The organism is Serratia sp. CY29653, from assembly GCF_052169255.1.
Lineage (GTDB): Bacteria > Pseudomonadota > Gammaproteobacteria > Enterobacterales > Enterobacteriaceae > Serratia > Serratia sarumanii.
This window is the reverse complement of sequence record NZ_JBJNLC010000011.1, coordinates 1-5,727: the sequence shown is the minus strand read 5'-3', so window position 1 is coordinate 5,727 and position 5,727 is coordinate 1. Positions and strand designations below refer to the sequence as shown.

The following is a 5,727-nucleotide window of genomic DNA, read 5'->3' as shown; positions in this document are numbered from 1 at the left end:
GCGGCAATAGCGCGGTGGTCCCACCTGACCCCATGCCGAACTCAGAAGTGAAACGCCGTAGCGCCGATGGTAGTGTGGGGTCTCCCCATGCGAGAGTAGGACACTGCCAGGCATCAAACCAAGCCGAAAGCCCTGAACTGACGTTCAGGGCTTTTTGCTATGGGAAAAATAAATTCCCTGGCTGTATTTATTGCTTATAGAAATACCTCTATTGGCATATGCTGCTTATTTTCATAAGGAAGCATAATGTTTTTTGTCAGAGAAAAAGCTAGCTAAATATATAATTGATAGCTCCAGATTATTATTTAAATAATAAAAATATCTATTTATGAAGATGTTGATGAGAATTATCCGGTTATATCAAGGATAATTCTTAATTCTCCAGTGTATTAGGCGATAAATTTCACGTTAATTAAAACAAATATTAGCCAGACGCCTCGAATCGAGTAGACTAGGCGAAAGATTATTTCTTTATGGGTACTGAACGTTATGTCTACTGAAAGCGCGTTTTTAAAAAACCACAATACGTTTGCGCTCCCGGTCAACGCAGCGCACCTGATCATGGCCGATAGAATTGAGCTGATGCTCAAAGTGTGGCAACAAACGCGAAAGCGTCAGGAGCCGCTGCTGATTCTCGGTGAAGGTAGCAACGTGCTGTTCCTGGAGGATTTTTCTGGCACGGTAATGGTCAATCAGTTGAAAGGTATCGATGTTCGGGAAGATAACGATGCCTGGTATCTCCACGTCAGCTCCGGTGAAAACTGGCATGACCTGGTGCAATATACGCTGCAGGCCGGGATCTGCGGCCTGGAAAACCTGGCGTTGATTCCTGGATTGGCCGGCTCCGCCCCTATCCAGAACATCGGCGCCTACGGCGTCGAATTGAAAGACGTCTGCGAGTATGTCGATCTGCTGGACTTCTCTACCGGTGCTATCGATCGCATTCCGGCTGCCGAGTGTGGTTTCGGTTACCGGGAAAGCATTTTCAAACACCGTTTCCAAACCGGGCATGTCATTGTCGGGCTGGGCCTGCGTCTCAACAAACAATGGCAACCCAAATTGAGCTACGGCGATCTGGCCAGGCTGGATCCCGCCACGGTGACGCCGCTTCAGGTATTTGAATCCGTATGCGCCATGCGCCGCAGCAAGCTGCCCGATCCGCGTGAAACCGGTAATGCCGGCAGCTTCTTCAAGAATCCGCTGGTGAACGCAGAGAAAGCCGCAGAACTCATCGCCAAATATCCCGGCATGCCGCACTATCCACAGCAGGATGGCCAGGTGAAGCTGGCCGCCGGATGGCTTATCGATCAATGCGAATTGAAAGGATATCGTATCGGCGGCGCTGCGGTACACCGTCAGCAGGCGCTGGTGCTGGTGAACATCGACAACGCCCACAGCCAGGATGTGGTGGCGCTGGCGCGCCACGTACGCAAGACAGTGGCCGATAAATTTGGCGTCTGGCTGGAGCCTGAGGTGCGTTTTATTGGCGCGACCGGTGAGCTGAATGCCGTGGCGGTGCTGTCATGAAAGATACCAAGGTTCCGTTAAAACTGATCGCGCTGCTGGCCGACGGTGAATTTCATTCCGGGGAACACCTGGGTGAGTCACTGGGCATGAGCCGTGCGGCGATCAATAAGCATATTCAGACCATTCGCGAATGGGGGTTGGATGTCTTTACCGTGCCCGGCAAAGGCTACAGCCTGCCTGGCGCCATCCAGCTGTTGGAAGCCGAGCGCATCCTCAGCCTGCTGGAAGACAAGCGTGTAAGCGTGTTGCCGGTGGTCGATTCCACCAACCAATACTTGCTGGACCGCATTGCCGAATTGCACTCTGGTGACGCCTGTGTCGCTGAATACCAGCAGGCAGGGCGAGGGCGCCGCGGGCGGCAGTGGATCTCGCCATTCGGCGCTAATTTATACTTGTCGATGTTCTGGCGACTGGAGCAGGGGCCGGCTGCGGCCATGGGGCTTAGCCTGGTGATCGGGATGGTGATGGCGGAAGTTCTGCAGCGTCTCGGTGCGGCCGATGTGCGCGTGAAGTGGCCTAACGATCTCTATCTGAACGATCGTAAATTGGCGGGGATCCTGGTCGAACTGACGGGGAAAACCGGCGATGCGGCTCAACTGGTCATAGGTGCCGGCATCAACCTGGCGATGCGTGATACCAATGCCAGCGCCATTACTCAAGGATGGATTAACCTACAGGAAGCGGGAATTCAGATCGATCGCAATGAGCTGGCTGCAACCCTGCTTAATGAACTGCGTCAGTCGTTGAAACAGTTTGAGATAGACGGACTGGCGCCCTTTATCGGTCGCTGGCGTACCCTGGATAACTTTATCGACAGGCCGGTCAAGCTGCTTATCGGCGAGCGGCAGATTGTGGGTATCGCCCGAGGAATCGATTCGCAGGGCGCGTTGCTGCTGGAACAAGACGGGGAGATCAAGCCCTTCATCGGTGGAGAGATATCGCTGCGCAGCGCAGAATAGTTAGAGAAAGCAGGGGACGGCAACGTCCCCTGAATCGAACGGTAGGCTTACTTTCTTAAACGCACGCTTTCAACGGCGTGGTTAGCGCTTTTGGTCATGATCAGGCTGGCGCGTTCGCGTGTAGGCAATATATTCTGCTGCAAATTCAACCCGTTAATTTCATTCCATAATTGCGTGGCGATATTAATCGCTTCCGGTTCCGGCAATTTTGAATAGTGATGGAAATAAGAATCGGGATTGGAAAATGCGCCTTGACGGAATTTCAGGAAGCGATTGATATACCAGCTTTGCAATAGCGTCTCCGGAGCATCGACATATATAGAGAAGTCGACAAAATCGGAAACGAATACGCGATGCGGATCGTGAGGATAATCCATGCCGCTTTGCAATACGTTAAGCCCTTCCAGGATCAAAATATCCGGTTGCTCGATGACTTTATTACCTTCGGGCACAACGTCATAGATCAAATGAGAATAAACCGGAGCGGTGACGCGTTTGGCGCCGGATTTCACTTCCGACACGAATTTCACCAGGCTATGCATATCGTAAGACTGCGGGAAGCCTTTTTTCTTCATCAGACCGCGCTCGTTCAGCACCTTATTAGGATGCAAGAAGCCGTCGGTCGTGATCAGCTCCACGCTGCGATGTTCAGGCCAGCGGCTCAGCAACGCTTGCAACAGACGAGCGGTCGTGCTCTTACCAACGGCTACGCTGCCGGCGATGCCGATGACATAGGGAATCTTTTGCCCGTCGGTGCCGAGGAATTGCTCCAGCACCGCCTGTCGGCGCAGGTTGGAACTGATATAGAAGTTCAACAGCCGTGACAGCGGCAGATAAATCTGCGCAACTTCTTCCAACGAGAGATCTTCGTTAATCCCTTTCAGTTTAACGATCTCTTCTTCCGACAACGTCAGCGGCACCGAATCTCGCAACGCCGCCCATTGGGTACGATCGAACTGTAGGTAAGGCGTTGCTAAAGATTGATCTCTTTTTATCATAAGCCAAATTCTGCCTGTTAACGCAGGTTGGGAAAGGCGCCGGACGCCAACTCCAGAGAATAAACAAGCTGCATATTATAGACAGCTTCGTTTTTGGCGTAGACTTTTTTCGCAAAAGTTGTCGATAGGCAGCAGTTTATGTCAATTGTGCGAAGCGGCGCGCAGTTGATAAAGCGGGGTTGCAAGGCGGCATCATCGGGGCCGGATACCGCCTGAAGGTTAACTGGCGATGGCGCGCGAAGGTTGGTTCACGGTGAACAGGCGTTTATAATAAATAACGGTCGGATGGTAATGCCCATCGGGCCCCGCCGCATAATCCGGCAGCTCGCCCAAACAGCGATAACCCAGGCTGCGATAAAGCGCTTCTGCTGCCGAACCGGCCTGCGTATCCAGGTACAATAGCCCGCGTTGCTGCTGCAGCGCTACGTGCTCCAGCGTCTTCATCAGCGCCTGACCTACGCCGTTGCGGCGAGCGCGGCTATGCACCAACAGCTTCACCACCTCCGCACGATTACGGCCGTTCGGCTTCTGACAGAGTTCGAGTTGCACGGTGCCAACGACGCCGCGCTCGTCGCGGGCAATCCACAGCAGCAGTTCACCTTTAGCCAGGGCCGGTCGCAGACTGTGGAAGTAACTCTCGGCGTCTTCGTGAGGGATTAAGGTGTCGTAACCGACAGAAGCGCCGTGCGTGACGGCATCGGTCAACAGGCGGGCTAATTCATCCCGGTAAATCGGCAGCGTAGCGGCGTTGATAGGCACTATTTTCATGAGTCATTCCTCCAGATATGGGGGTAATGAAGAGAAGCAATAACTGAGCCACAGCGGCGAAAGGCATGACGACGGCAAAAGGGTGAGGGATCAGTGTAGCTCACGCCTCGGTCCGGGGCAGGTATCCCCTTTTTGGTGCATCGATCCCGCTCACAGTTTACCGTTGCGGGTTAAGTGTTTTGAGAAGCCCGACACGGAGAAAGCGGCGCTCAAGGCTTGCAAAAAGTGGATAAAATTGTAGAGAATGATTGCCGCGAGTGATGAATGTTTGCACGCCGCAGGCTGCGAATTGCATGACAGTATGCAAAATTGACTGATTTGTGAGCGAAAGTGCGCGCAAAGCAATTTTTTTGTTGCATAGGTCGCCCGCTCTACCTAGAATGCGCTGCACTTGATGCCGGCTTAGCTCAGTAGGTAGAGCAACTGACTTGTAATCAGTAGGTCACCAGTTCGATTCCGGTAGCCGGCACCATTCAAGTCACAAGTAGTTAAAATCTGGTGGGGTTCCCGAGCGGCCAAAGGGAGCAGACTGTAAATCTGCCGTCACAGACTTCGAAGGTTCGAATCCTTCCCCCACCACCAAATCTTGCCTTCGGCGATTAACTGAAATGCGATAAATGCCGCAACGGTTGATAGCGGGAGGAGAGGGCGAAAGCCTTCGGCAAGGTTCGAGCTGTGCAGCGCTAGGCGCAGCCGGCCCGAAGGATGCGAGCCGAGTGATGAACAATCCTGCTCCATCCCAAAATTCTACAGAAAAATCAGGTAGCCGAGTTCCAGGATGCGGGCATCGTATAATGGCTATTACCTCAGCCTTCCAAGCTGATGATGTGGGTTCGATTCCCACTGCCCGCTCCAAGATGTGCTGATATAGCTCAGTTGGTAGAGCGCACCCTTGGTAAGGGTGAGGTCGGCAGTTCGAATCTGCCTATCAGCACCACTTCTTAATTTCTCGCCCCCTGATTTTCTTTCTGTTCTGGATTCAACGAGCAAATGCTTGGTTGATGTGGTGATACCACCGATTTATCCGTGTCTTAGAGGGACAATCGATGTCTAAAGAAAAGTTTGAACGTACAAAACCGCACGTTAACGTCGGTACTATCGGCCACGTTGACCACGGTAAAACTACCCTGACTGCAGCGATCACTACCGTACTGGCTAAAACCTACGGCGGTTCTGCACGTGCTTTCGACCAGATCGATAACGCGCCAGAAGAAAAAGCTCGTGGTATCACCATCAACACCTCTCACGTTGAGTATGACACCCCGACTCGTCACTACGCGCACGTTGACTGCCCAGGGCACGCCGACTACGTGAAAAACATGATCACCGGTGCTGCGCAGATGGACGGCGCGATCTTGGTAGTTGCTGCGACTGACGGCCCAATGCCTCAGACCCGTGAGCACATCCTGCTGGGTCGTCAGGTTGGCGTTCCTTTCATCATCGTATTCATGAACAAATGCGACATGGTTGATGAT

At 52.8% G+C, this 5,727-nt stretch carries 5 protein-coding genes, 4 tRNA genes, 1 rRNA gene and 1 other RNA gene; 9 read left to right on the top strand and 2 right to left on the bottom strand.

The features are described from left to right. The 3 genes from rrf to birA all read left to right on the top strand — a co-directional run. Window positions 1–112, top strand: a 5S ribosomal RNA gene (gene rrf / locus ACJ8HN_RS24190); the annotation flags it as partial. Window positions 113–489: 377 nt separating this feature from the next. After that, complete coding sequence (gene murB, locus ACJ8HN_RS24185; protein ID WP_442524044.1) at window positions 490–1,527, top strand: UDP-N-acetylmuramate dehydrogenase; 1,038 nt, start codon at window positions 490–492, stop codon at window positions 1,525–1,527. Next, entirely contained in the window at window positions 1,524–2,486 is a 963-nt protein-coding gene (gene birA / locus ACJ8HN_RS24180; RefSeq protein ID WP_033636716.1) for a bifunctional biotin--[acetyl-CoA-carboxylase] ligase/biotin operon repressor BirA, read from the top strand. The genes murB and birA overlap by 4 nt, the downstream gene beginning before the upstream one ends. A gap of 47 nt (window positions 2,487–2,533) precedes the next feature. On the opposite strand, the gene coaA is transcribed toward birA, so the two are convergent. Beyond that, complete coding sequence (coaA, locus tag ACJ8HN_RS24175; RefSeq protein ID WP_033636718.1) at window positions 2,534–3,484, bottom strand: type I pantothenate kinase; 951 nt, start codon at window positions 3,482–3,484, stop codon at window positions 2,534–2,536. A 219-nt stretch (window positions 3,485–3,703) separates the two neighbouring features. Continuing rightward, window positions 3,704–4,252, bottom strand: a complete 549-nt coding sequence (locus ACJ8HN_RS24170) for a GNAT family N-acetyltransferase (RefSeq protein ID WP_033650029.1) — start codon at window positions 4,250–4,252, stop codon at window positions 3,704–3,706. Between the two features lie 396 nt (window positions 4,253–4,648). Between ACJ8HN_RS24170 and ACJ8HN_RS24165 the strand changes: the two genes are divergently transcribed. From ACJ8HN_RS24165 to ACJ8HN_RS24140, 6 genes are all read left to right on the top strand, one after another. After that, window positions 4,649–4,724: transfer RNA gene (locus ACJ8HN_RS24165), tRNA-Thr, on the top strand. 25 nt (window positions 4,725–4,749) lie between these two features. Then, window positions 4,750–4,834 (top strand) — tRNA-Tyr (locus ACJ8HN_RS24160). Between the two features lie 46 nt (window positions 4,835–4,880). Next, window positions 4,881–4,996: non-coding RNA, RtT sRNA (locus ACJ8HN_RS24155), on the top strand. Between the two features lie 36 nt (window positions 4,997–5,032). Beyond that, a tRNA-Gly gene (locus ACJ8HN_RS24150) sits at window positions 5,033–5,107 on the top strand. A gap of 6 nt (window positions 5,108–5,113) precedes the next feature. Then, a tRNA-Thr gene (locus ACJ8HN_RS24145) sits at window positions 5,114–5,189 on the top strand. A gap of 109 nt (window positions 5,190–5,298) precedes the next feature. Then, window positions 5,299–5,727 (top strand): GTP-binding protein (locus ACJ8HN_RS24140; protein ID WP_195904702.1); only part of this gene is annotated, 429 nt, incomplete at its 3' end.